General features: G+C 59.7%; 22 protein-coding genes. 16 read left to right on the top strand and 6 right to left on the bottom strand.

Translation table 11 applies throughout. From position 1 onward, the window contains the following. The first annotated feature begins 7 nt into the window (after positions 1-7). The 3 genes from BK670_RS29285 to BK670_RS29275 are packed head-to-tail and all read left to right on the top strand — an operon-like array spanning position 8 to position 3,857. Positions 8-754 carry a gluconate 2-dehydrogenase subunit 3 family protein gene (locus BK670_RS29285; protein ID WP_123455059.1) on the top strand — a complete coding sequence of 249 codons (747 nt, stop codon included), beginning with the start codon at positions 8-10 and terminating at the stop codon, positions 752-754. Positions 755-758: 4 nt separating this feature from the next. After that, positions 759-2,543, top strand: coding sequence for a GMC family oxidoreductase (locus tag BK670_RS29280; protein ID WP_123455057.1), 1,785 nt, complete (start codon positions 759-761; stop codon positions 2,541-2,543). 12 nt (positions 2,544-2,555) lie between these two features. Continuing rightward, positions 2,556-3,857 carry a c-type cytochrome gene (locus BK670_RS29275; protein WP_123455054.1) on the top strand — a complete coding sequence of 434 codons (1,302 nt, stop codon included), beginning with the start codon at positions 2,556-2,558 and terminating at the stop codon, positions 3,855-3,857. A gap of 68 nt (positions 3,858-3,925) precedes the next feature. Here the strand turns inward: BK670_RS29275 and BK670_RS29270 are convergent, their stop codons facing one another. After that, on the bottom strand, positions 3,926-4,228 hold the full coding sequence (locus BK670_RS29270) for a hypothetical protein (RefSeq protein ID WP_123455052.1): 303 nt from the start codon (positions 4,226-4,228) through the stop codon (positions 3,926-3,928). A gap of 231 nt (positions 4,229-4,459) precedes the next feature. Between BK670_RS29270 and BK670_RS29265 the strand changes: the two genes are divergently transcribed. The 3 genes from BK670_RS29265 to BK670_RS29255 all read left to right on the top strand — a co-directional run bounded on the left by BK670_RS29265 (position 4,460) and on the right by BK670_RS29255 (position 8,100). After that, positions 4,460-5,518 (top strand): PA0069 family radical SAM protein, encoded by a 1,059-nt coding sequence (locus BK670_RS29265; RefSeq protein WP_123455049.1) that lies wholly within the window; start codon positions 4,460-4,462, stop codon positions 5,516-5,518. Positions 5,519-5,754: 236 nt separating this feature from the next. Next, the gene (locus tag BK670_RS29260; protein WP_123455047.1) at positions 5,755-6,483 is read left to right on the top strand and encodes a carbonic anhydrase; all 729 of its coding nucleotides are present in this window, start codon (positions 5,755-5,757) and stop codon (positions 6,481-6,483) included. Positions 6,484-6,573: 90 nt separating this feature from the next. Then, positions 6,574-8,100, top strand: coding sequence for a SulP family inorganic anion transporter (locus tag BK670_RS29255; protein ID WP_123455045.1), 1,527 nt, complete (start codon positions 6,574-6,576; stop codon positions 8,098-8,100). A 136-nt stretch (positions 8,101-8,236) separates the two neighbouring features. On the opposite strand, the gene BK670_RS29250 is transcribed toward BK670_RS29255, so the two are convergent. Then, positions 8,237-8,887, bottom strand: coding sequence for a hypothetical protein (locus BK670_RS29250; protein WP_123455043.1), 651 nt, complete (start codon positions 8,885-8,887; stop codon positions 8,237-8,239). 370 nt (positions 8,888-9,257) lie between these two features. Here BK670_RS29250 and coxB point away from each other — a divergent pair, with 370 nt between their 5' ends. The 4 genes from coxB to BK670_RS29230 all read left to right on the top strand — a co-directional run bounded on the left by coxB (position 9,258) and on the right by BK670_RS29230 (position 13,674). Further along, a complete protein-coding gene (gene coxB / locus BK670_RS29245; RefSeq protein WP_123455040.1) occupies positions 9,258-10,385 on the top strand; it encodes a cytochrome c oxidase subunit II in 1,128 nt (375 codons plus the stop codon). Positions 10,386-10,467: 82 nt separating this feature from the next. Beyond that, positions 10,468-12,054 (top strand): cytochrome c oxidase subunit I, encoded by a 1,587-nt coding sequence (ctaD, locus tag BK670_RS29240; protein ID WP_123455037.1) that lies wholly within the window; start codon positions 10,468-10,470, stop codon positions 12,052-12,054. A gap of 155 nt (positions 12,055-12,209) precedes the next feature. Further along, positions 12,210-12,761 carry a cytochrome c oxidase assembly protein gene (locus BK670_RS29235; RefSeq protein ID WP_095190261.1) on the top strand — a complete coding sequence of 184 codons (552 nt, stop codon included), beginning with the start codon at positions 12,210-12,212 and terminating at the stop codon, positions 12,759-12,761. A gap of 25 nt (positions 12,762-12,786) precedes the next feature. After that, a complete protein-coding gene (locus tag BK670_RS29230) occupies positions 12,787-13,674 on the top strand; it encodes a cytochrome c oxidase subunit 3 (protein WP_123455035.1) in 888 nt (295 codons plus the stop codon). A gap of 70 nt (positions 13,675-13,744) precedes the next feature. Here the strand turns inward: BK670_RS29230 and BK670_RS29225 are convergent, their stop codons facing one another. After that, on the bottom strand, positions 13,745-13,948 hold the full coding sequence (locus tag BK670_RS29225) for a twin transmembrane helix small protein (RefSeq protein ID WP_123455033.1): 204 nt from the start codon (positions 13,946-13,948) through the stop codon (positions 13,745-13,747). A gap of 71 nt (positions 13,949-14,019) precedes the next feature. On the opposite strand from BK670_RS29225, the gene BK670_RS29220 reads away from it, so the two are divergent. Genes BK670_RS29220 through BK670_RS29200 form a run of 5 tightly spaced genes read left to right on the top strand, consistent with a single transcriptional unit; the run spans position 14,020 to position 17,928 of the window. After that, entirely contained in the window at positions 14,020-14,760 is a 741-nt protein-coding gene (locus tag BK670_RS29220) for an SURF1 family protein (protein ID WP_123455030.1), read from the top strand. Then, positions 14,726-15,319 (top strand): hypothetical protein, encoded by a 594-nt coding sequence (locus tag BK670_RS29215; protein ID WP_123455026.1) that lies wholly within the window; start codon positions 14,726-14,728, stop codon positions 15,317-15,319. Before BK670_RS29220 ends, BK670_RS29215 begins: the two co-directional genes overlap by 35 nt. Before the next feature lie 10 nt (positions 15,320-15,329). Continuing rightward, a complete protein-coding gene (locus BK670_RS29210) occupies positions 15,330-16,409 on the top strand; it encodes a COX15/CtaA family protein (RefSeq protein ID WP_123455024.1) in 1,080 nt (359 codons plus the stop codon). Further along, positions 16,397-17,296 carry a heme o synthase gene (gene cyoE / locus BK670_RS29205; protein ID WP_038365028.1) on the top strand — a complete coding sequence of 300 codons (900 nt, stop codon included), beginning with the start codon at positions 16,397-16,399 and terminating at the stop codon, positions 17,294-17,296. The genes BK670_RS29210 and cyoE overlap by 13 nt, the downstream gene beginning before the upstream one ends. After that, entirely contained in the window at positions 17,293-17,928 is a 636-nt protein-coding gene (locus tag BK670_RS29200) for an SCO family protein (protein ID WP_123455021.1), read from the top strand. The genes cyoE and BK670_RS29200 overlap by 4 nt, the downstream gene beginning before the upstream one ends. 226 nt (positions 17,929-18,154) lie before the next feature. Here BK670_RS29200 and BK670_RS29190 read toward each other — a convergent pair whose 3' ends face one another. From BK670_RS29190 to BK670_RS29180, 3 genes are all read right to left on the bottom strand, one after another. Continuing rightward, the gene (locus tag BK670_RS29190) at positions 18,155-18,925 is read right to left on the bottom strand and encodes a MetQ/NlpA family ABC transporter substrate-binding protein (RefSeq protein WP_123455018.1); all 771 of its coding nucleotides are present in this window, start codon (positions 18,923-18,925) and stop codon (positions 18,155-18,157) included. A 73-nt stretch (positions 18,926-18,998) separates the two neighbouring features. Then, positions 18,999-19,673 carry a methionine ABC transporter permease gene (locus tag BK670_RS29185; protein ID WP_016986455.1) on the bottom strand — a complete coding sequence of 225 codons (675 nt, stop codon included), beginning with the start codon at positions 19,671-19,673 and terminating at the stop codon, positions 18,999-19,001. Further along, complete coding sequence (locus tag BK670_RS29180; RefSeq protein WP_123455016.1) at positions 19,673-20,680, bottom strand: methionine ABC transporter ATP-binding protein; 1,008 nt, start codon at positions 20,678-20,680, stop codon at positions 19,673-19,675. Before BK670_RS29180 ends, BK670_RS29185 begins: the two co-directional genes overlap by 1 nt. Before the next feature lie 260 nt (positions 20,681-20,940). Here BK670_RS29180 and katE point away from each other — a divergent pair, with 260 nt between their 5' ends. Then, on the top strand, positions 20,941-23,082 hold the full coding sequence (gene katE, locus BK670_RS29175; RefSeq protein WP_123455154.1) for a catalase HPII: 2,142 nt from the start codon (positions 20,941-20,943) through the stop codon (positions 23,080-23,082). Positions 23,083-23,164: the final 82 nt, after the last annotated feature.

The following is a 23,164-nucleotide window of genomic DNA, read 5'->3' as shown; positions in this document are numbered from 1 at the left end:
GCACCCCATGTCTGATGAAAGTCGAGACAACCCGCGGCGTGAGTTTTTGCGCAAATCCCTGACCCTGATTCCGGTGGTCACCCTGGCCGGTAGCGGTCTGGGCAGCAGCGTCCTGCAAGCAGCGCCTGAAGCCAAACCTGCTGCGCCCGCGCCGCAACCTGCTCGCGCGGACGCCAGTGTTTACCAGCCGAGCTACTTCACCGCTGAGGAATGGGCGTTCATCAATGCCGCCGTCGCGCAATTGATCCCCAACGATGCCCAAGGCCCGGGCGCACTCGAGGCCGGTGTGCCGGAATACATCGACCGGCAGATGAACACGCCCTACGCCGCCGGTGCCCTGTGGTACATGCAAGGCCCGTTCAATGCCGACGCTGCGCCGGAAATGGGTTGGCAGAGCAAACTGGTGCCCAAAGAGATCTATCGCCTCGGCATCGCCGCCACGGATCAGTGGGCAAAATCCCTCAACGGTAAAGTATTTGCTGAGCAAGACAGCGCTACCCGAGACGATTTGCTCAAGCAACTCGAAGCCGGCAAACCGCAGTTCGACGCCGTTCCAGCGAAGATTTTCTTCAATCTGCTGCTGCAAAACACCAAGGAAGGGTTCTTCTGCGACCCGATCCACGGCGGCAACAAAGGCATGGTCGGCTGGACCATGATCGGCTTCCCCGGCGCCCGCGCCGATTTCATGGATTGGGTGGAACGCAACGAGCAATACCCTTTCCCGGCAGTTTCGATTCGCGGCGAGAGGGCGTAAGCACATGGCAATGGTAATGAAGAAGGTCGACGCAGTGATCGTCGGTTTTGGCTGGACCGGCGCGATCATGGCCAAGGAACTGACCGAAGCAGGTTTGAACGTGCTGGCGCTGGAGCGCGGGCCGATGCAGGACACTTATCCCGACGGCAACTATCCACAGGTGATCGACGAACTCACCTACAGCGTGCGCAAAAAACTCTTTCAGAACATCTCGAAAGAGACGGTCACCATCCGCCACAGCGTCAACGACATCGCCCTGCCGAACCGCCAGTTGGGTGCGTTTCTGCCGGGTAATGGCGTCGGCGGCGCCGGTTTGCACTGGTCGGGTGTGCACTTCCGGGTCGATCCGATCGAGTTGCGCATGCGCAGCCACTACGAAGAGCGCTACGGCAAAAGCTTTATCCCCAAGGACATGACCATTCAAGACTTCGGCGTCAGTTATGAAGAACTGGAGCCGTTCTTCGATTTCGCCGAAAAAGTCTTCGGCACCTCGGGCCAGGCCTGGACGGTGAAGGGCCAACTGGTCGGTCAGGGTAAGGGCGGCAACCCGTACGCGCCGGATCGTTCCAATCCGTTCCCGCTGGAAGCGCAGAAGAACACGGTGTCCGCACAGCTGTTCGGCAAAGCGGCGACAGAGGTCGGCTACAAACCCTACAACCTGCCTTCGGCAAATACGTCGGGGCCGTACACCAACCCTTACGGGGCGCAGATGGGCCCGTGCAACTTCTGCGGTTTCTGCAGCGGTTATGTCTGCTACATGTATTCCAAGGCCTCGCCGAACGTGAACATTCTGCCGGCGCTCAAGCCGTTGCCGAATTTCGAACTGCGGCCTAACTCGCACGTGCTGCGGGTCAACCTCGACAGCACGAAAACCAAAGCCACCGGTGTGACCTACATCGACGGCCAGGGCCGCGAGATCGAGCAACCGGCGGATCTGGTGATCCTCGGCGCTTTCCAGTTGCACAACGTGCGTCTGATGCTGTTGTCCGGCATCGGTAAACCGTACGACCCGATCAGCGGCGAAGGCGTGGTCGGGCGTAACTTCGCCTACCAGAACATGGCGACCATCAAGGCGTTCTTCGACAAGGACACCCACACCAACAACTTCATCGGCGCCGGCGGCAACGGCGTGGCGCTGGACGATTTCAACGCCGACAACTTCGACCACGGCCCGCACGGCTTCGTTGGCGGCTCGCCGATGTGGGTCAACCAGGCTGGCAGCCGGCCGATTGCCGGCACCTCGAACCCGCCGGGCACACCCGCGTGGGGCAGTGCCTGGAAACGCGCGACCGCCGATTACTACACCCATCAGGTGTCGATGGACGCCCACGGCGCGCATCAGTCCTATCGGGGCAACTACCTCGACCTCGATCCGGTCTACCGCGATGCCTACGGCTTGCCGCTGTTGCGGATGACCTTCGACTGGCAGGAAAACGACATCAAGATGAACCGCTTCATGGTCGAGAAAATGGGCAAGGTCGCCGAAGCGATGGGGCCGAAAGCCATTGCCGTGATCGGCAAGAAAGTCGGCGATCACTTCAACACCGCGTCCTACCAGACCACCCACCTCAACGGCGGCGCGATCATGGGCACCGATCCGAAGAAGAGCGCCCTGAACCGCTACCTGCAGAGCTGGGACGTGCATAACGTTTTCGTTCCGGGTGCCTCGGCATTTCCGCAGGGCTTGGGTTACAACCCGACCGGGCTGGTCGCGGCGTTGACCTACTGGTCGGCGAAGGCAATTCGCGAGCAGTACCTGAAAAACCCCGGCCCGCTGGTTCAGGCTTAAGGAGCGATGACCATGAAGACTCTCGTTATCGCGACCCTGGCGTTGCTCGGCAGTGCCTCACTGCATGCGGCTGAAGTTGATCAAAGTTTGATCAAACAGGGCGAATACCTCGCCCGCGCCGGTGACTGCGTGGCTTGCCACACCGCCAAGGGCGGCAAGCCGTTCGCCGGTGGCCTGCCGATGGAAACGCCGATCGGCACGATTTACTCGACCAACATCACCCCGGATAAAACCGGCGTCGGTGAATACAGCTTCGAAGACTTTGATCAAGCCGTACGCCATGGCGTCGCCAAAAACGGTAGTACGTTGTACCCGGCGATGCCGTATCCGTCGTACGCCCGTGTCAGCGAAACCGACATGCAAGCGCTGTACGCGTATTTCATGCACGGTGTAGAACCGGTGGCGCAAGAGAACAAGGCCAGTGACATTCCGTGGCCGTTGAGCATGCGCTGGCCGCTGATGGGCTGGCGCTGGATGTTTGCGCCGAAGGTCGAGGAATACCAGGCAACCGGTGACGACGCCGTCATCAACCGTGGCGCGTATCTGGTCGAAGGCCTCGGTCATTGCGGCGCCTGCCATACGCCACGCGCGCTGACCATGCAGGAAAAATCCCTGAGTGCGGCTGACGGCACAACCTTCCTCGCCGGCAGTGCGCCGCTGGAAGGCTGGATCGCCAAAAGCCTGCGCGGCGATCATAAGGATGGCCTCGGCAGCTGGAGCGAGGAACAACTGGTGCAGTTCCTCAAAACTGGTCGCAGTGATCGCAGTGCCGTGTTCGGCGGCATGAGCGACGTGGTCACCCACAGCATGCAATACATGACCGATGCCGACCTGACCGCGATTGCCCGCTACCTCAAGTCGTTGCCGGCCAGTGATCCAAATGATCAGCCACATCAGTACGACGAAAAAGCCGCCAAAGCGTTGTGGAACGGTGACGACAGTCAGCGTGGTGCTGCGGTGTACATCGACAACTGCGCGGCGTGCCACCGCACCGATGGCCACGGCTACACCCGGGTGTTCCCGGCGCTGGCGGGCAACCCGGTGCTGCAATCGGCAGATCCGGCCTCGCTGATCCACATCGTGCTCAAGGGCGGTACGTTGCCGGCGACGCACACGGCACCTTCGACGTTCACCATGCCGGGCTTCGCCTGGCGGCTGTCGGATCAGGAAGTGGCGGATGTGGTGAGTTTCATCCGTGGCAGTTGGGGCAACAAAGGCGCGCCGGTCAGCGCCAAAGAAGTGGCCGGGTTACGCAGTGACGATATGAAAACTACGTCCACTGATGATCTTGGCCAAGTCACCGATCATCATTAAAAACAAAAACCCTGCATGAACCATTCATGCAGGGTTTTTAATTACTGATATTGCAACAACCTTTAATTTTACGGATTGACGATATTTACATAAGCCTTGGCCAGTGCAATCAACTTTGCTTTGTCGTCGTTATCAATATCGCCATCACCATCCACATCTTTCTTGTTGGTGCGAACAGTGAACGTCTTGCCACGGTCGCTGGATACCGCCGTCACGTAGATCGAGTCAACCAGTGTCTCGGTGGGCAGCTCCTGCTCAGCGTTCCAGCCCAGTTCCTTGCGCGCGAGTTGCATCGAAATAATGGTGTTGGGTTCCGATGCATTCGGTTGCATCATTTGCATAAAAACACCACGTTGATTGAGGTAAGACATGAATTAAATCCTTTTAATTTAGTTATCTGGCAACTGCCAATGGAAGTAGCCAAGACTATCTTCGATAACTTGTCGCGACAACGGAACATATGTATCTCGGGTTGTACTTTGCCTGTGCACATATATATATATAAACTTTGCCAGTCAGCAAGTATCCCATCGCCGAACGGTACTGGATCACAGTGCGCCAGCTCATGTACTGTATGCATATACAGATCAGGAGCCTGCCCAATGATCAATCCCCTCCCGCCTCGCGGTCGCGGCACCGCGACCAACCCGCACAACCGCTTCGCGCCGAACCGTTCGGTGGCCGAAGACGACGGCTGGTATCAGGAAGTGCCGCTGACCCAAGGCACCGAGGTGATGATCGAAACCGCGAAAACCATCATCACTCGCAATACCTCGCCGGACCTGCCCTTCGACCGTTCGATCAACCCCTACCGAGGCTGCGAGCATGGCTGCATTTATTGCTACGCACGGCCCAGCCACGCCTATTGGGACATGTCACCCGGGCTGGATTTCGAAACCAGGCTGATCGCCAAGACCAACGCCGCCCAAGTGCTGGAAGAACAGCTCGGGAAAAAAGGCTACCAATGTGCGCCGATCAATCTGGGCTCCAACACCGATCCGTATCAGCCGATCGAACGCGAACACAAAATCACCCGTCAGACCCTCGAAGTGCTGTTGCGCTATAAGCACCCGGTAACCATCGTCACCAAGGGCTCGCTGATCCTGCGCGACCTCGACCTGCTCAGCGAACTGGCGCAGCAACGGCTGGTGGCGGTGATGATCAGCCTGACCACGCTGGATGACGAACTGAAACGCATCCTCGAACCGCGTGCCGCTGCACCCAAAGCGCGGTTGCGGGCGATTCGGGTGATGCGCGAGGCTGGCATTCCGGTGGGTGTGTTGTGTTCGCCGATGATCCCGATGATCAACGACAGTGAAATCGAAAACCTGCTCAACGAGGCCCACGCAGCGGGCGCGCAAAGCGCGGCCTATATGATGCTGCGCCTGCCGCTGGAGGTGGCACCGTTGTTCGAGGAATGGCTGGCGGCGCACTATCCGCAGCGCGCCGCGCATGTGCTGAGCCTGATCCGGCAGAGCCGTGGTGGCGAGCTCTACGACAGCCGTTTTGGCGCACGCATGCGCGGTGAAGGGGTATTCGCCGACCTGCTCGCGCAACGATTTGCCAAAGCCATCAAGCGTCTCGGCATGAATCATCGCGAAGGCTATAACCTCGATTGCACAGCCTTCTGTCCGCCGGGTCGCCAGATGTCGTTGATTTAGCGACAATTGGCCTATGGTTGAGGGGTTGGAATCCTTCCGTCGAAACCGCCAGTCACGTTTTTTGTGACCTGGAACACACGTTCTAGAGCGCTTGATTCAGTTTGAGTTAAGTTTCGGCGGCTACCTTGTTCATCGAGTGACTGACGGGTCGGGATGACCCGGATGTTTAAACAGCCACTGGCTTCATACCGGAATACATGGGAATGACTCCCCTAATCCGCCAAAGAGGATGAATCATGAGTGACAAGGATAAACAGCCGTTGGCTGCGTCGGCGCAAGCCCCTGTGGCGGAATCCGCCGATGCAGCGCTGCGACAGATCGTAGACGGCTTTTTGCATTTTCATCATGAGGTCTTCCCGCAGCAGGAAGAACTCTTCAAGAAACTCGCCACGGCCCAGGCGCCAAAAGCGATGTTCATCACCTGCGCTGACTCGCGCATCGTCCCTGAGCTGATTACCCAGAGCTCGCCGGGCGATCTGTTCGTCACCCGTAACGTCGGCAACGTTGTCCCGCCGTACGGCCAGATGAACGGCGGCGTATCCACCGCCATCGAATACGCGGTGCTGGCGCTCGGCGTGCAGCACATCATCATCTGCGGCCACTCCGATTGCGGCGCCATGCGCGCGGTGCTCAATCCGGACAGTCTGGAAAAAATGCCGACGGTCAAAGCCTGGTTGCGCCACGCCGAAGTGGCCAAAACCATGGTTCATGAAAACTGTAACTGCGCCGACGAAAAAGAAAGCATGCCGATCCTCACCGAGGAAAACGTCATCGCCCAATTGCAGCACTTGCGTACCCATCCTTCGGTAGCCTCGCGCATGGCGAACGGTCATCTGTTCATCCATGGCTGGGTCTACAACATCGAAACCAGCGAAATCAAAGCTTACGACGCGGATCAGGGATGTTTCCTGCCGCTCGACGGTAGCCATCCGATTCCGGTGGCGACGCCCAAAGCGCGCTTCTAAATCTTCCTAAAAATCTGTGTGGTTTGACGCCGGCCGCTGTTTCAGCGGTTCGGCGAAGCCATGCCTGAAGAAAACTTCGGGAGAATCGCCATGCGTGCGGCTCAATTGAAAGCGGTGTTGCCACGGGAGCTGCTCGCTTCAGTGGTTGTGTTTCTGGTCGCCTTGCCGCTGTGCATGGGTATCGCGATTGCGTCAGGGTTACCGCCGGCCAAGGGTTTGATCACCGGGATCATCGGCGGTCTGGTGGTCGGCTGGCTGGCGGGGTCGCCGTTGCAGGTCAGCGGACCGGCGGCGGGTCTGGCGGTGTTGGTGTTCGAGCTGGTGCGCCAGCACGGCATCGAAATGCTCGGGCCGATTCTATTGCTCGCCGGTTTCCTGCAACTGGTCGCCGGGCGCTTGAAGCTCGGTTGCTGGTTTCGGGTTACGGCGCCAGCCGTGGTTTACGGGATGCTGGCGGGGATTGGCGTGTTGATCGTGCTGTCGCAGGTGCATGTGATGCTCGATGCCTCGCCGAAGCCCTCTGGCCTGGACAACCTCACGGCGTTCCCGGCGGCCGTGGCGCAGGCGTTGCCGTCGTTTGGCTGGCAGGCCGGCCTGCTCGGGCTGTCGACGATTGCGGTGATGTGGCTGTGGGAAAAATTTCGCCCACATTCGTTGCGCTTCGTTCCGGGTGCATTGCTCGGTGTGGGTCTGGCGACCGGGGCCAGTCTGTTGCTCGCTTTGCAGGTAAAGCGCGTCGAAGTGCCGGCGAATCTGGCGGAGGCCATCGATTGGCTCAAGCCTGCAGATCTGCTCAGTCTGGCCGATCCGACGTTGCTGATCGCCGCGTTCGCCGTGGCCTTCATCGCCAGTGCCGAAACGCTGTTGTCCGCTGCTGCGGTGGATCGCATGCACAGCGGCGTGCGCTCGGACTTCGACCGTGAACTGTCGGCGCAAGGTGTCGGCAATATGCTCTGCGGTCTGGTCGGGGCGCTGCCGATGACCGGGGTGATCGTGCGCAGTTCGGCCAACGTCCAGGCCGGCGCGACCACGCGTTACTCGACGATCTTCCATGGTCTGTGGCTGCTGGCGTTCGTGCTGTTGCTGTCGAGTGTGCTGCAAAGCATTCCGGTCGCGAGTCTGGCGGGTGTGCTGGTGTACACCGGGTTCAAACTGGTCGACCTCAAAGCGTTTCGAGGGTTGGGCCGCTATGGACGGATGCCGATGTTCACCTACGCGGCGACAGCGCTGGCGATCATCTTCACTGACCTGCTGACGGGCGTGTTGATCGGTTTCGGTCTGACCTTGTTGAAACTGGCGTTCAAGGCTTCGCGCCTGAAGATCAGCCTGATCGATCTGCCGCAGGACGGCGAAATGGAGTTGCGTCTGGTCGGCGCGGCGACCTTCCTCAAGGTGCCGGCGTTGACGCAAGTGCTGGGCAGTATTCCGCAGGGGACGACGGTGCATGTGCCGCTCAATAATCTGAGCTACATCGACCATTCGTGTCTGGAGTTGCTGGAAGAGTGGGGCCGGGCGAATGCGGCGAAGGGGTCGAAGCTGTTGATTGAGTCGCGTGGGTTGAAGCGACGGCTTGAAGGGCGGATTCGCACTAACACTGGCATCGGTGCGGCCGGCTAGATAATCCATTGTGAACACAAACCCTGTGGGAGCGAGCCTGCTCGCGAAAGCGGTTTATCAGCCAACAGAGATGTTGAATGATCGACCGCATTCGCGAGCAGGCTCGCTCCCACATTACATCTATGGTGTATGAGGGTTACGCGGCGGGCTGGTCGAGCTCGAGGCCAACACCCAGTCGGCGACCCATGCACGGCCAGCGTTTCCACGCGGCGCCGGTGTCCGGGCTGCTGAGTTTTTCGCGGTAAGCCTCTACCGATTCCAGCGCGAAACTCTCATCGTTGAGCATCTCGTCGATGGCGTGATGCACCGCTTCGTCTAGTTGGTTGGCAAATTCCTCACCGATCAGTTGGTGAGCAATCAAGTTGGCGACCGTCATGTCCAAGGGGATCAGTGGCTGGCCGAAATGCTTGATGTACAGGTCGTTGACCTCTTCGACAAAACGGTGCGCCAGATAGGCTTCGTCCAGCAGGCTGTCCAGGCCAACGTGACCGGCCATGATCGCCGGCGGCTGGAGGAAATACTGCTCGGCGATTTTCAGCACCGGTTTGATCTGTGATTCGATTCCCGCTTCCCTGGCGACTTCATTGGCTGCATCCAGCAGGTCTGGCACTTCATCGATGTAGGCGGCGACAAAACGCGTCAGCACGCCTTGGGCGTCGGCTTCCGGCAATTGGATCGCCGGGTGTAAATGAGGCAGCTTGCTTTCCAGCTGACGGGTCAGCAGGCCGGTATCTTTTTCGTGTTGTTGGGCTTTTTGGATCTGCTCGCGCAATGCGGCGGTGTTCATGAAAACTCCAGGAAACAAGGCAATGAAATAGGGAAGACATAACTTAGCTGGCTTACGAAAAATGCTAAGACGCATTTGTCATAATTATTTCATCCTTGATGCACCTGCGTTATATCGGTTTGCCACCACTCGTCTGCATCCTTCTCCATTCGTGCCCTTGAACGCAAGTGCCAGCTGTTTCAGTTGATTTACGTGTGCACATTGCAATTTCCCGTCGCTGTCTATACTCGCCAGTGAATGGAGTTAGCTGATGATGCCCGACTGCCCACGCAGCAAGGCCCGGCGATTCAAGTTCGTAGTCTGATGCAGCCGCTCCCTTGCCGCAGGCGTTGCGCCTACGGGATAACAAGAACGATAAGGGGAACCCGCAATGATGCGACATCCACACGTCTGGATGGGCCTCCTGTTGTGGTCGATTTTCAGCCAGGCCAACGCAGCCTGGACTGTGAATATGGCGCCTGGAGCGACTGAAATCAGTCACGCAGTATTCGACCTGCACATGACCATTTTCTGGATCTGTGTGGTGATCGGGGTCATCGTCTTCGGCGCCATGTTCTGGTCGATGATGGTGCACCGCCGTTCAACCGGGCAGGTCGCCGCAAAATTCCACGAAAGCACCACCGTCGAAATTCTCTGGACTGTCGTACCGTTCCTGATTCTGGTGGCCATGGCCGTACCGGCGACTGCCACCCTGATCAAAATGTACGACACCAGTGAGCCGGATATCGATATCCAGATCACCGGTTATCAGTGGAAGTGGCACTACAAATACCTGGGTCAGGACGTCGAGTTCTTCAGCAACCTGGCCACCCCCGCCGAGCAGATCCACAACAAGGAAGCCAAGGGCGAGCACTACTTGCTCGAGGTCGACAAGCCATTGGTGCTGCCGACCGGGGCCAAGGTGCGCTTCCTCGTGACCTCCGCCGACGTTATCCACTCCTGGTGGGTGCCGGCCTTTGCGGTCAAGCGCGATGCGATCCCGGGGTTCGTCAACGAAGCCTGGACCCGTGTCGACAAGCCCGGCCTCTACCGTGGCCAGTGCGCCGAACTGTGCGGCAAGGATCACGGCTTCATGCCGATCGTGGTCGAGGTCAAGGAGAAGGCCGATTACGAGAAGTGGCTCGCCGAGCGCAAAGCCGAAGCCGCGCAGCTTAAAGAGCTGACCAGCAAGGAATGGACCCTCGACGAACTCAAGGAACGCGGCGACAAGGTCTATCACACCACTTGCGTCGCCTGTCACCAGGCCGAAGGTCAGGGTCTGCCGCCGATGTTCCCGGCACTCAAAGGCTCGAAAATCGCCACCGGGCCGATCAAGGATCATCTGAGCATTGTCTTCCACGGCAAGCCCGGCACCGCCATGGCGGCGTTCGGCAAACAGCTGTCGGAAGTCGATATCGCAGCGGTCGTGACTTACGAACGTAACGCCTGGGGCAACAACAAGGGCGACATGGTCACGCCAAAAGAAGTGCTGGAGCTGAAACAGGCGGAAAGCAAATGAGCCGGTCTATCGCGTACCTCGTGAACCGGCCGGGGCAACACGCCCCGGCCCGCCCCGCCCACTCACGTAAAGGAGACCGGCCATGAGCGCTGTCATCGATGACCATGGTCATGCCGACCACGCCCACGGCCCCGCCAAAGGCCTGATGCGCTGGGTGCTGACCACCAACCACAAGGACATCGGCACGCTGTACCTGTGGTTTGCGTTCTCCATGTTCCTGCTCGGCGGTACGTTCGCGATGGTGATTCGCGCCGAACTGTTCCAGCCAGGGCTGCAAATCGTCGAACCGGCGTTCTTCAACCAGATGACCACCATGCATGGCTTGGTGATGGTCTTCGGTGCGGTGATGCCGGCCTTCGTTGGTCTCGCCAACTGGATGATCCCGTTGATGATCGGCGCGCCGGACATGGCCCTGCCCCGGATGAACAACTTCAGCTTCTGGCTGTTGCCCGCGGCGTTCCTGATCCTGGTGTCGACCCTGTTCACCCCCGGTGGCGGGCCGAACTTCGGCTGGACGTTCTATGCGCCGCTGTCGACGACGTACGCGCCGGAAAGCGTGACCTTCTTCATCTTTGCCATCCACTTGATGGGGATCAGCTCGATCATGGGCGCGATCAACGTGGTCGCGACCATCCTCAACCTGCGCGCCCCCGGCATGACGTTGATGAAAATGCCGCTGTTCGTCTGGACCTGGCTGATCACCGCGTTCCTGCTGATCGCGGTGATGCCGGTGCTGGCCGGGTGCGTGACGATGATGCTGATGGACATCCACTTCGGCACCAGCTTCTTCAGTGCTGCCGGTGGCGGTGACCCGGTGTTGTTCCAGCATGTGTTCTGGTTCTTCGGGCACCCCGAGGTGTACATCATGATCCTGCCGGCCTTCGGCGCCGTCAGCTCGATCATCCCGACCTTCTCGCGCAAGCCGCTGTTCGGCTACACCTCGATGGTCTACGCAACGGCGAGCATTGCGTTCCTGTCGTTCATTGTCTGGGCGCACCACATGTTCGTGGTCGGCATTCCTTTGGTGGGCGAGCTGTTCTTCATGTACGCCACGCTGTTGATTGCGGTACCAACCGGGGTGAAGGTGTTCAACTGGGCCAGCACCATGTGGCAAGGCTCGCTGACCTTCGAGACGCCGATGCTGTTTGCCGTGGCGTTCGTGATTCTGTTCTCCATCGGCGGGTTCTCCGGCTTGATGTTGGCCATCGCCCCGGCGGACTTCCAGTACCAGGACACCTACTTTGTGGTCGCGCACTTCCACTACGTGCTGGTGCCGGGGGCGATCTTCGGGATCTTCGCCTCGACCTACTACTGGCTGCCGAAATGGACCGGCCACATGTACGACGAAACCCTTGGCAAGCTGCATTTCTGGCTATCGTTTGTCGGCATGAACCTGACCTTCTTCCCAATGCACTTCGTGGGGCTTGCGGGAATGCCTCGGCGAATTCCGGACTACAACCTGCAGTTCGCCGACTTCAACATGGTCTCCTCGATTGGCGCGTTCATGTTCGGCGCTACGCAGATCTTCTTCCTGTTCATTGTGATCAAGACCATTCGTGGTGGCGCGCCGGCACCGGCCAAGCCGTGGGATGGCGCGGAAGGCCTGGAGTGGAGCGTGCCGTCACCGGCGCCGTATCACACCTTCACCACGCCGCCGGAAGTGAAATGAAACGCTCCTCTGCTAAAGCAATCCCTGTGGCGAGGGAGCTTGCTCCCGCTTGGGTGCGTAGCACCCAAAAAATCTTTGGGGCTGCTGCGCAACCCAGCGGGAGCAAGCTCCCTCGCCACAAAGGCTCACTCGCACCTTCGAGAGAGGCATGAACCATGGCTGACTCGATCTCGCTGAAAAAACTGGTCACCCGTCTGCTCGCAGTGGTGGTGGCGATGTTTGTCTTCGGTTTTGCCCTGGTGCCGATCTACGACGTGATGTGCAAAGCCTTCGGCATCAACGGCAAGACCGGTGGGCAGTACGAGGGCGAGCAGGTGGTCGACACCTCGCGCCAGGTCCGCGTGCAGTTTCTGTCGACCAACACCGCCGACATGCCGTGGGACTTCTACCCCAAACATGACGAACTCACTGCCAACCCCGGCGCGGTCAACGAGATGATCTTCATCGCGCGTAATCCCACCGACAAACCGATGAGTGCGCAAGCCGTGCCGAGCATCGCGCCGAGTAACGCCGCGGCGTATTTCCACAAGACCGAATGCTTTTGCTTTACCCAGCAGGTGCTGCAGCCCGGTCAGCAGATCGAGATGCCGGTGCGTTTCATTGTTGACCGCGACATGCCCAAGGATGTGAAGCACCTGACGCTGTCCTACACGCTGTTCGATATCACCGCCCGACATCCGCCGGTGGCTGTAAACACTGGCGGTTGAGCGTGCCCGATAAGGAGAACAATAAATGGCAACTCATGAGCACTATTACGTACCGGCCCAGAGCAAATGGCCGATCATCGCCACCTTCGGCATGGCCATTACCGTGTACGGCCTGGCAGTCTGGTTCAACGATCTGAAAGCGACGCGCCCGGAATCCCACGGTCCTTACATCTTTTTCGTCGGTGGCCTGTTGCTGGCGTACATGCTGTTCGGCTGGTTCGGTACGGTGATCAAGGAAAGCCGCGCGGGACTCTACAGCGCTCAGCTGGATCGCTCGTTCCGCTGGGGCATGAGTTGGTTCATCTTCTCCGAAGTGATGTTCTTCATTGCCTTCTTCGGTGCGCTGTTTTATGTGCGCCACGTCTCCGGGCCGGCACTCGGCGGTGAAGGCACCAAAGGCATCGCGCACATGCTGTGGCCGAACTTCCAGTTCACCTGGCCGCTGCTGCACACGCCGGATCCGAAGCTATTCCCGCCTCCAAAAGAAGTCATCAGCCCGTGGGGCCTGCCGCTGATCAACACGATCCTGCTGGTCAGCTCCAGCGTGACCATCACCATCGCCCACCATGCGTTGAAGAAGGGCCATCGCGGCGCGCTGAAAATCTGGCTGGCGATCACCGTGCTGCTGGGCTGCGCGTTTCTCGGTTTCCAGGCTGAGGAATACATGCACGCCTATCACGAACTGGGGCTGACCCTCGGTTCGGGCATTTATGGCGCGACGTTCTTCATGCTCACCGGTTTCCACGGCGCCCACGTGACCATCGGCACGATCATTCTGTTCGTGATGCTGATGCGGATCATGAAGGGCCATTTCGACAACGAGCACCAGTTCGGCTTCGAAGCGGCGAGCTGGTATTGGCACTTCGTCGACGTGGTGTGGATCGGCTTGTTCATCTTCGTCTATGTGCTTTAACAACATCGGCAAGCCTCAAGCTCAAAGCGGTAAAGCTTCTAACTTGTAGCTTGTAGCTGACCGCTTGCAGCTACCACGTAACGTGGGACACCAGTTGGCCACTGTAGAAACCCCAGGCGATCAAGCCGACGGTGATGGCGGCCAATGCCACCCGAACACTCAAGGCGATGACCAGGCGATTCGAGCTGCTGTCGTCCTTGACCAGGAAAAACAGGCCGCTGAACAGGCTGATCACCGTGGCAATCAGCATCAGGACGATCGCTGTTTTGAGCATGGGAAGAACTCCGGGGGACAGGCGATGCAGTTGAGTATAGCGATCGCGACAACTGACTTTGTGGCACAGCCATGAAGCGCTTTAGTCCGGGCGTGATACCGACCGTAGTGGTGGCGTTGTTGCTGCCGCTGCTGGTGTCGCTGGGCTTCTGGCAACTGAGCCGGGGGGCGGAGAAAACCGCCCTGCTCGCCAGTTACGCCGAACGCCGCGCGGCCGAACCGATGGCCAGCAGCGAGTTGCTGAACAGTGCCGATCCGGCCTATCGCCGCGTGCATCTGCACGGCCAGTTCGACGCGGCCCACAGCCTGCTGCTCGACAACAGCCAACGCAACGGCAAGGTCGGCGTCGAGTTGCTGCAACCGTTTCAGGATCAACGCACCGGCCTGTGGCTGCTGGTCAATCGCGGCTGGCTGCCGTGGCCAGATCGACGCGTGCCGCCGCAATTCACCACGCCTTCCGAGGCGCTGAATATCGATGCCTGGGTCTACGTCGCCCCCGGCGTGACCTTCCAGCTTCACGCCGACCCGGTCAGCAACACCTGGCCGCAAACCATCACCGCCGTCGAGCCGAGCAAGCTGTGGAAAACCCTCGAGCGCGACGGCTTCACCTACGAATTACGCGCCGAACCCGGCCCGGCCAGCTACGAGGCCGATTGGCCGGTGGTCGCCATGGGCCCGGAAAAACACCTCGGTTACGCCGTGCAGTGGTTCGCCATGGCCACCGCCCTGCTCGGTCTCTACATCTATTTGGGCTTGCACAACGCAAAGGAGAAGCACCATGGGAACGGCCATGAATCCACCCAGCATGTCTGAGGCGAAACCTGCCGCCACCCGTCGTCGCGGGCGCATTCAGCTGCTGCTGATATTGCTCGGCGTGATCGGCCCGATGGTGCTCGCCACCGGTATGTACAAATTGCAGTTCTGGGTACCGGAGGGTCGCAGCTATCACGGCGAACTGATCGGCAACGGCCAGACCCGCGCCGACCTCGGCGTGCAGGCCGAGGAAGAGCGCTGGCAGATGCTGGTCACCGCGCCGAAGGATTGCGCGGTGGACTGCCAGCAACTGGTGTACCTGGCGCGGCAGATCCAGATCGGCCTCGGCCGCGATGCCGGCCGCGCCAGCCATGCCCTCGCCGTGGCGCAACCGGTGAGCGCCGATTATGAGGCCAAGCTGACCCGTGAATATCCACAGCTGCAACGCTATCCGCTGGACGCTACGACGTTCAGCAAAACCACCGGCGACAAAGCCACACCGCAGCTGTGGATCATCGACCCGCACGGCAACCTCGTGCTGCGTTACGAGCCGAATGTGAAAGGCAAGGATCTGCTCAACGACCTGCGTCACCTGCTGAAACTGTCGAACATCGGATAAGGGCATCGTCATGGCCAAACCTGGATTTCGCCTCGCGCTGTTTGCCACCCTGCTGGCACTGATTGTGGTGTTGCTCGGCGCCTATACGCGCTTGACCCACGCCGGCCTCGGTTGCCCCGACTGGCCGGGCTGCTACGGGTTTATCAGCGTGCCGAAAAGCGAAGCCCAACTGGCCCATGCCGAATTGCATTACCCCGACTCGCCGGTGGAGGCGCACAAGGGCTGGAACGAGATGATCCACCGCTACTTCGCCGGCACCCTCGGCCTGCTGATTTCGATTCTGGCCGGACGCGCGTGGGTCAATCGACGTCATCCGGGGCAGCCGTTGAAACTGCCGCTATTTCTGCTCGCAGTGGTGATTGCGCAAGCGGCTTTCGGTATGTGGACGGTGACGCTCAAGCTCTGGCCGCAGGTGGTTACCGGACATTTACTTGGCGGTTTTGCGACGCTGAGTCTGTTGTTTTTGCTGACCTTGAGATTGTCCGGCGTGCTGCCGGCGCTGACCGTGCCCAAGCGTTTGCAGTATTGGGCGACGGCGGGATTGTTGTTGGTGATTGGCCAGATCGCGCTGGGTGGCTGGGTCAGTTCCAACTATGCGGCGGTGGCGTGCATCGACTTCCCGACGTGTCACGGCCAATGGCTGCCGCCAGCGGATTTCGCCAACGGTTTTCACCTGACCCAGCACATCGGCCCGAATTACCTGGGCGGACAACTCGACAGTGATGCGCGCACGGCGATTCACCTGACTCACCGTATCGGTGCGCTGCTGGTGACGCTGGTGCTGCTCGGTCTCGCCTGGCAATTGAAAGTCGTCGGTATGACGCGACTGGCCGGGTTGGTCGTCGTCGCCCTCGCCGCACAAATCACCCTCGGTATCAGCAACGTGCTGTTCCATCTGCCGCTGCCGGTGGCGGTCGCGCATAACGCCGGCGGCGCCGCATTGTTGCTGACCATGGTGCTGGTCAACTATCACGCGCGCACCAGTCTGGTCCGGGTCAAACAACCAGTGCTTGCGCGCTGGCGCCTGAGTCCGCGTAAACACGCGGCCGCGCCCATCACTATAAAAGGAGAAACGCCGTGGCGATTCTGATTGGCGAGCGCCCCCATCAGGCGATCTGGCGTGACTATCTGGAGCTGACCAAACCGAAAGTCGTGGTGCTGATGCTGATCACCTCGCTGGTCGGCATGTTCCTCGCGACTCGCGCCGGGGTGCCGTGGACGGTGCTGGTGTTCGGCAATCTGGGGATTGCCCTGTGTGCCGGTGGCGCGGCGGCGGTCAATCATGTGGTCGATCGGCGCATTGATGCAGTGATGGCGCGCACGCACAAACGGCCGCTGGCCGAGGGCCGGGTTTCGCCGGCGGCGGCGTTGACCTTTGCACTGGTGCTGGCGCTGCTCGGTCAGGCCTTGCTGCTGACCTTCACCAATCCGCTGACGGCGTGGCTGACCCTGGCTTCGCTGCTCGGTTATGCGGTGATCTACACCGGTTTTCTCAAACGCGCGACGCCGCAGAACATCGTCATTGGTGGCCTCGCCGGCGCTGCCCCGCCGCTACTGGGCTGGACCGCCGCCACCGGCCACGTCAGCGCCGAACCCTTGTTGCTGGTGCTGATCATCTTCGCCTGGACCCCGCCGCACTTCTGGGCGCTGGCGATCCATCGCAAAGAGGAGTACGCCAAGGCCGACATCCCGATGCTGCCGGTCACCCACGGCGAGCACTACACCAAGGTGCACATTCTGCTCTACACCTTTGCGCTGCTGGCGGTGAGCCTGCTGCCGTACGTGATCCACATGAGCGGCGTGCTATACCTGATTTGCGCGCTGGCGCTGGGCGCACGGTTTCTGCAATGGGCCGTGGTGCTGTACCGTGGCACTCGGCCGCACGCGGCGATCAACACCTTCAAGTACTCTATTTGGTACTTGTTCCTGTTGTTCATCGCCCTGCTCGTAGACCACTACTTACTGTTGAACCTATGACTCGAACCCAGAAAACCGTCTTCATCCTCGTCGCCGTGATCGCGCTGATCCTGGGACTGACCGTCAACAAAGTGCTGAGCGGCAAAGGCCAGGGTGACCCGACGGCGCTGATTGACGCCGGCATTATCCTGCTGCCTCAGAGTCGCAATCTGCCGGACGTGACGATGACCGATCAGGACGGCAAACCGGTGGCGATCAATGAGTTGAAAGGCAAGTGGAGCCTGTTGTTTTTCGGCTATACGTTCTGCCCGGACATCTGCCCGACCACCCTCGCGCAACTGCGCCAGATCAAAAGCGAACTGCCGAAGGATGCCGTGGACAAGTTGCAGATCGTGCTGGTCAGCGTTGACCCGAACCGCGATAACCCCAAGCAGTTGAAGCAGTACCTCGGTTACTTCGATCCGCAATTCATTGGTCTGACGCCGACTTCGATCGAAGAGCTGCAGAAGGTGGCGAACGCGGTGAGTATTCCGTTTATTCCGGCAGATACCAGCAAGCCGAATTACACCGTCGACCATAGCGGCAATCTGGCGGTGATCGGCCCGGATGGTACGCAGCGCGGGTTTATTCGGGCGCCGCTGAACAACGCCAAACTGGTTGCGCAGTTGCCGGTGATGCTTAGCCGCAAATAACGCCCGGATGGAACTATGTGGCGAGGGAGCTTGCTCCCGCTGGGCTGCGAAGCGGCCCCAAATCTTGCCACCGCGATTCGACAATTACACCGCATTCGCAGGGTTTACGACTGCTGCGCAGCCGAGCGGGAGCAAGCTCCCTCGCCACAAGGGCTGTCCCACAGCCACCTTCAGGCACAAAAAAGGGGACGCCATTGGCGTCCCCTTTTCATTGCAGCAATCTAAATCAGAACGCCGGCAAAACTGCGCCTTTGTACTTCTCGGTAATGAATTGCTTCACTTCCGGGCTGTGCAGCGCAGCGGCCAGTTTCTTCATCGCGTCGCTGTCCTTGTTGTCCGGGCGGGATACGAGGATGTTCACGTAAGGCGAGTCGTTACCTTCGATCACCAGCGCGTCCTTGGACGGATCGAGCTTGGCTTCCAGCGCGTAGTTGGTGTTGATCAGCGCCAGATCGACCTGGGTCAGCACGCGCGGGATGGTCGCAGCTTCCAGTTCACGGATTTTCAGGTCTTTCGGGTTTGTCGCGATGTCTTTGACGGTCGACAGAATGTTGGTCGGATCCTTCAAAGTGATCACGCCTGCCTTGGCCAGCAGCAACAGCGCACGGCCGCCGTTGGTGGCGTCGTTCGGAATTACCACGTTAGCGCCGCCTGGCAGGTCTTTCAGATCTTTGATCTTGCTCGAGTAGGCGCCCAGCGGCTCCAGGTGCACACCGGTCACAGCGACCAGATTGGTGCCCTTGGCCTTGTTGAACTCATCGAGGTACGGCTGGTGCTGGAAGAAGTTGGCGTCCAGACGTTTTTCCGCGACCTGCACGTTCGGCTGGATGTAGTCGGTGAAAACCTTGACCTTCAGATCCACACCTTCTTTGGCCAGGGCCGGCTTCACGAACTCGAGGATTTCCGCGTGCGGCACCGGGGTGGCGGCAACGGTCAGTGTTTCGGCGTGGGCCGAGAATGCTGCAACGGCAGCAAAAGCAGCGATCAGTTTTTTCATTCAGCTAACTCCTTTTCAAAGCGCCCGTCTGGCGCCTGCCAGCGAATGGCCGGCTCATGCTTTCAAATCCGGATTACTTGCGCGAGAAGTGCACGACCAGTCGATCACCGACCATCTGCAACACTTGCACCAAAATCAACAGCAACACCACGGTGACGATCATCACGTCAGTCTGGAAACGCTGGTAGCCGAAACGGATGGCCAGGTCACCCAGACCACCGGCGCCGACCACACCGGCCATCGCCGTGTAGGACACCAGTGTAATCGCCGTCACCGTAATCGCCGCGAAGATGCCCGGTCGGGCTTCCGGCAGCAAGGCATTCATGATGATCTGCCGGGTGGTCGCGCCCATCGACTGGGTCGCTTCAATGATGCCGCGATCGACTTCACGCAGCGCGGTTTCCACCAGACGCGCGAAGAACGGCGTCGCACCGACAACCAACGGCGGAATCGCACCGGCCACGCCCAGCGACGTGCCAGTGATCAGCACGGTGAACGGGATCATCACGATCAACAGAATAATGAACGGCAGCGAACGCAGGATGTTCACCGCCAGCGACATGAACGCGTAGAGGCCACGGTTTTCCAGCAACTGACGCGGGCTGCAGAGGAACAGCAACACGCCCAGCGGCAGGCCCAGCAGCACGGTGAACAGCAGCGAACCGCCGAGCATCAGCATCGTGTCGCCGGTGGCCAGCCAGATTTCGTACCAGTCGATATTGGTGAAGAAACTGATCAGGTCTTCCATTAGCGCAATACCTCCATATGAACGTCAGCGGCGGTGAAGCGGGCGAAGGCCGCTTCCATGTCGCCACCGGTGACGGCGAGGGTCAATTGCCCGTACGGAATGTCTTTGATGCGGTCGATGCGACCGGCGAGGATGCTGTAGTCGACCCCGGTTTCCCGGGCGACAGTACCGAGCAACGGCGCGTAGGTCGCTTCGCCCTGGAAGGTCAGACGCACGATACGACCCGGCACGTGAGCGAAGTCATCGCGCTGTTCGCTTTCGTCGATCTGCTCGCTTTCCTGGACGAAACGCTTGGTGGTCGGGTGTTTTGGATGCAGGAACACATCGGCCACCGAACCTTGCTCGACGATCACGCCAGCGTCCATCACTGCCACCTGGTCGCAAACGCGACGGATCACATCCATCTCGTGGGTGATCAGGACGATGGTCAGTTTCAGCTCGCGGTTGATCTCGGCCAACAGTTGCAGGACCGATGCGGTGGTCTGCGGGTCGAGGGCACTGGTGGCCTCGTCACACAGCAGAATCTTCGGCTTGGTCGCCAGGGCGCGGGCGATGCCAACACGCTGCTTCTGGCCGCCGGACAATTGCGCCGGGTATTTTTTGGCATGGTCGGATAGACCGACCCGCGCCAGCAATTCGGCAACACGCTGGTCGATCTCGCTGCCCGACAGTTCGCCGGCCAGGGTCAACGGCAACGCAACATTGTCGGCCACGGTCTTGGAGGCGAGCAGGTTGAAGTGCTGGAAGATCATCCCGACTTGCTGACGGAAACGGCGCAGGCCATTGGCGTCCAGTGCGGTGACTTCTTCGCCGTCGACGATGATCTTGCCGCCACTGGAGTCTTCCAGGCGATTGATCAGACGCAGCAGGGTACTTTTGCCCGCACCGGAATGGCCGATCAGGCCGAACACCTGCCCGTTCTCGATGGAGAGACTGGTCGGATGCAGCGCGGGAATGTCCTTACCGGCGACGCGGTAAGTCTTGTGGACGTTTTGAAACTCGATCACGTAGCGAACCTTGTGGGGCGCGTTAGAAAAGGATCAGCGGTTAGCCGGGCGCGCATTTTAGCCTGTCCGTATAGAGGTTCTTAGCATTTATTTCGCAATTAACCTTCGATTTGGCAATAACAAGATCAAAGGTCATAAAAAAGGAACGCCGGCATTGCCTCATCAGTCACTTAGTAAGCGACTTGAAAACCCTGGGTGCCGTGCCCGGGAACCACTCAAGAGTCCCCGATAAGGATCGGGGTCAACCGAGGAGTTTACGTCTGATGAGCAAGAAGCCTACGACCGACAAAAGCCAGATGGCCGGAACCGATGCCCCGGATCGCGCCAACACCAACGCCAAACTCGACAGCCTCGAGAAGTTTCGCTCCGACGCCACCGGCCAGGCCCTGCGCACGAACCAGGGCGTGAAGGTCGCCGATAACCAGAACACTCTCAAGGCCGGCCCGCGTGGGCCGTCGCTGCTTGAAGACTTCATCATGCGGGAAAAGATCACGCATTTTGACCATGAACGCATTCCGGAGCGCATCGTTCACGCACGCGGCACCGGCGCGCATGGTTTCTTTCAGGCCTACGAGAACCATTCGACACTGACCAAGGCGGGTTTCCTTCAAGACCCGGGGAAAAAGACCCCGGTGTTCGTGCGCTTTTCCACGGTGCAGGGCCCGCGCGGCTCCGGCGATACCGTGCGTGACGTACGCGGTTTCGCGGTGAAGTTTTTCACTGATGAAGGTAACTTCGACCTGGTCGGCAACAACATGCCGGTGTTTTTCATTCAGGACGCGATCAAGTTTCCCGACTTCGTTCACGCGGTGAAACCGGAACCGCACAACGAAATCCCTACCGGCGGCTCGGCCCACGACACCTTCTGGGACTTCGTATCCCTGGTGCCGGAATCGGCGCACATGGTCATCTGGGCGATGTCCGACCGGGCGATCCCGAAAAGCCTGCGCAGCATGCAGGGCTTCGGCGTGCACACCTTCCGCCTGATCAATGCCGAGGGCAAATCACGCTTCGTCAAATTCCACTGGCGCCCTACCGCCGGCACCTGCTCGCTGGTGTGGGACGAGGCGCAGAAACTCGCCGGTAAGGACACCGATTACCACCGTCGCGACCTCTGGGAAGCGATCGAGATGGGCGACTACCCAGAGTGGGAACTCGGCGTACAGATCATCGAAGAGGAAAACGAGCACGACTTCGATTTCGACATCCTTGACCCGACCAAGCTGATCCCCGAAGAAATCGTGCCGATCACGCCACTGGGCAAGATGACCTTGAATCGCAACCCGGACAACTTCTTCGCCGAGACCGAGCAGGTTGCGTTCTGCCCCGGGCACATCGTGCCGGGCATCGACTTCTCCAACGACCCGTTGCTGCAAGGTCGGCTGTTTTCCTACACCGATACGCAAATCAGCCGACTCGGTGGGCCGAACTTTCATGAGTTGCCGATCAACCGGCCGGTCGCGCCCTTCCACAACGGCCAGCGCGATGCTCAGCACCGCACGGTGATCGACAAGGGCCGCGCCTCGTATGAGCCGAACTCGATCGATGGCGGCTGGCCAAAAGAAACCCCGCCAGCCGCGCAGGACGGTGGCTTCGAAAGTTATCCAGAGCGCATTGATGCCAACAAGATCCGCCAGCGCAGCGAGTCGTTCAGCGATCACTTCTCTCAGGCACGGTTGTTCTTCAACAGCATGAGCCCGCACGAGAAGGAACACATCATCGCCGCCTACAGCTTCGAGCTGGGCAAGGTCGAACGTGAGTTCATCCGCGCGCGGGAGGTGAACGAGATTCTCGCCAACATCGATCTGGAACTGGCTAAGCGTGTGGCGGCCAACCTGGGCCTGCCGGCGCCGAGTAAAGGCACGGTCGAGGTGCGCAAGGTTTCCTTCGATCATTCGCCGTCTTTGAGTCAGGCGAATCTGTTACCAGAAAACATCAAGACGCGAAAAGTGGCGATTCTTGCTGCCAACGGCGTCGATGGCGCAGCGATTGATGCAATGAAGAAGGCATTGGCCGCTGAAGGTGCGCATGCCAAATTGCTCGGCCCGACTTCTGCGCCGGTGAAAACCGCAGACGGCAAAACCCTGGCGGTGGATGCGTCGATGGAAGGCATGCCGTCGGTGATTTTCGATGCGGTATTTGTGCCGGGCGGCGCGGCGTCGGTGAAAGCGTTGAGCGGCGATGGCGTGGCGTTGCATTACCTGCTGGAAGCGTACAAGCACCTGAAGGCAATCGCGCTGCACGGCGAGGCCAAGCAGTTGCAGGATCTGTTGAAGCTGGAGGCGGATGCTGGATTGCTGCAGGGCAAGGATGTGCCGGCGTTGACCAAGCCGTTCTTTGCGGCGATCGGGCAGCATCGGGTTTGGGATCGGGAGCCTAAGGCGAAAGCAATTCCTGCGTAAAAAAGCAAAAGATCGCAGCCTTCGGCAGCTCCTACAGGGTGTATCTCAATCCCATGTAGGAGCTGCCGCAGGCTGCGATCTC

The sequence above is a fragment of the Pseudomonas fluorescens genome, assembly GCF_003732425.1.
Taxonomy (GTDB): domain Bacteria; phylum Pseudomonadota; class Gammaproteobacteria; order Pseudomonadales; family Pseudomonadaceae; genus Aquipseudomonas; species Aquipseudomonas fluorescens_BE.
This window is presented reverse-complemented; position numbering and strand designations above follow the sequence as displayed.

Bases quoted from the DNA above. Each gene is read 5' to 3' on its own strand.
- BK670_RS29285 (WP_123455059.1), top strand. From the start codon at position 8: ATGTCTGATGAAAGTCGAGACAACCCGCGGCGTGAGTTTTTGCGCAAA.
- BK670_RS29280 (WP_123455057.1), top strand. From the start codon at position 759: ATGGCAATGGTAATGAAGAAGGTCGACGCAGTGATCGTCGGTTTTGGC.
- BK670_RS29275 (WP_123455054.1), top strand. From the start codon at position 2,556: ATGAAGACTCTCGTTATCGCGACCCTGGCGTTGCTCGGCAGTGCCTCA.
- BK670_RS29270 (WP_123455052.1), bottom strand. From the start codon at position 4,228: ATGTCTTACCTCAATCAACGTGGTGTTTTTATGCAAATGATGCAACCG.
- BK670_RS29265 (WP_123455049.1), top strand. From the start codon at position 4,460: ATGATCAATCCCCTCCCGCCTCGCGGTCGCGGCACCGCGACCAACCCG.
- BK670_RS29260 (WP_123455047.1), top strand. From the start codon at position 5,755: ATGAGTGACAAGGATAAACAGCCGTTGGCTGCGTCGGCGCAAGCCCCT.
- BK670_RS29255 (WP_123455045.1), top strand. From the start codon at position 6,574: ATGCGTGCGGCTCAATTGAAAGCGGTGTTGCCACGGGAGCTGCTCGCT.
- BK670_RS29250 (WP_123455043.1), bottom strand. From the start codon at position 8,887: ATGAACACCGCCGCATTGCGCGAGCAGATCCAAAAAGCCCAACAACAC.
- coxB (WP_123455040.1), top strand. From the start codon at position 9,258: ATGATGCGACATCCACACGTCTGGATGGGCCTCCTGTTGTGGTCGATT.
- ctaD (WP_123455037.1), top strand. From the start codon at position 10,468: ATGAGCGCTGTCATCGATGACCATGGTCATGCCGACCACGCCCACGGC.
- BK670_RS29235 (WP_095190261.1), top strand. From the start codon at position 12,210: ATGGCTGACTCGATCTCGCTGAAAAAACTGGTCACCCGTCTGCTCGCA.
- BK670_RS29230 (WP_123455035.1), top strand. From the start codon at position 12,787: ATGGCAACTCATGAGCACTATTACGTACCGGCCCAGAGCAAATGGCCG.
- BK670_RS29225 (WP_123455033.1), bottom strand. From the start codon at position 13,948: ATGCTCAAAACAGCGATCGTCCTGATGCTGATTGCCACGGTGATCAGC.
- BK670_RS29220 (WP_123455030.1), top strand. From the start codon at position 14,020: ATGAAGCGCTTTAGTCCGGGCGTGATACCGACCGTAGTGGTGGCGTTG.
- BK670_RS29215 (WP_123455026.1), top strand. From the start codon at position 14,726: ATGGGAACGGCCATGAATCCACCCAGCATGTCTGAGGCGAAACCTGCC.
- BK670_RS29210 (WP_123455024.1), top strand. From the start codon at position 15,330: ATGGCCAAACCTGGATTTCGCCTCGCGCTGTTTGCCACCCTGCTGGCA.
- BK670_RS29200 (WP_123455021.1), top strand. From the start codon at position 17,293: ATGACTCGAACCCAGAAAACCGTCTTCATCCTCGTCGCCGTGATCGCG.
- BK670_RS29190 (WP_123455018.1), bottom strand. From the start codon at position 18,925: ATGAAAAAACTGATCGCTGCTTTTGCTGCCGTTGCAGCATTCTCGGCC.
- BK670_RS29185 (WP_016986455.1), bottom strand. From the start codon at position 19,673: ATGGAAGACCTGATCAGTTTCTTCACCAATATCGACTGGTACGAAATC.